This is a genomic window from Pseudomonas sp. GL-B-19, assembly GCF_019956415.1.
Lineage (GTDB): Bacteria > Pseudomonadota > Gammaproteobacteria > Pseudomonadales > Pseudomonadaceae > Aquipseudomonas.
On sequence record NZ_JAHBDK010000007.1, the window covers coordinates 1 to 1,097 of the forward strand.

Here is a 1,097-nt window from a genome sequence, read left to right on the forward strand (position 1 = left end):
GGCATGGGTTGGGGCTGTCCATCGTGCGGCGAATCATCCATTGGCATGACGGGCGGGCGTTGATCAGCAAGAGCAAAAGTCTGGGCGGGGCTTGCTTTAGCTTGAGTTGGCCGCGCAATCAGGAGAAGCGCTGAGATTGCGGCGCCTGTACTGGCCTCATCGCGAGCAGGCTCACTCCTACAATGGATCTGTGCGACACCGAAGATCCCCTGTAGGAGTGAGCCTGCTCGCGATGAGGCCCGATTAGGCTCCACACATCTTCAGGCCTTGATGCTGACCAGACTCAACAACTGCCCCTCCATCACCCCAAACTGCGCCTCCAGCTCGGTGCCATTGCGCCACTCGCCAGACAAATCCGTCAGCAAGCGCAACCGCACCTCACCGGCCTCGGTCCACTCCAGCACCTCGGCATGTTCAAAATAGAAGCGCTGCTGAACAATCGGGTACAGCGCCTTGAACAGACTTTCCTTCACCGAAAACGTCAACGTCACCAGCAGCGCCAGATCATCGCGACGTCCAGCCGCCATGCGCTGCAACTCCGGTGGCGTGAGAATTTCTCCCGCAAGGCGCTGGGCCCGTTCAGGGTTGAGCAGGTTTTCCAGGTCCATGCCCAAACCGCGCCAAGCGGTTTTCCTCGCGACAATCGCTGCTGCCCGGCCGGTGCTGTGGGTGATGGAACCGGCGATGTGCGCGGGCCACACCGGCGCCCGGTCTTCGCCGATGGCCGGGATACAATCCAGGCCTTCCAATTGTTGCAACGCGGCCCGAGCGCACACCCGGCCAGCCAGAAATTCGGCCTGACGTTTGGCGACTGAGCGCTGGATGCTCGCTGGCGGTTCGATGGCACTGCGCTGGAAATCATCGCTGGCCAGATGCGCGCTATTGAAGTGGGTACTCAGCAGCACCGTATCAGGCAGCACAAGCGGCAGCGGCCAATGGGCGTCGAGTGGGGTGCAGCAGGTGGGTAAGGCGGGGGCGGGATTCATGCCGGGCATTTTGCCGGGTTGCTCTCCAGCTGGGTAGTGCAAAGGTTTGGATTGGCGGCGCGGCCATCGCGAGCAGGCTCGCTCCCACAGGGGATCGCATAACCCTGTGGG

1 protein-coding gene is annotated in these 1,097 nt (G+C 62.1%); it reads right to left on the reverse strand.

Translation table 11 applies throughout. The features are described from left to right. Positions 1–260: 260 nt before the first annotated feature. Entirely contained in the window at positions 261–986 is a 726-nt protein-coding gene (locus KGB06_RS00040) for a 4'-phosphopantetheinyl transferase (RefSeq protein ID WP_223511107.1), read from the reverse strand. Positions 987–1,097: the final 111 nt, after the last annotated feature.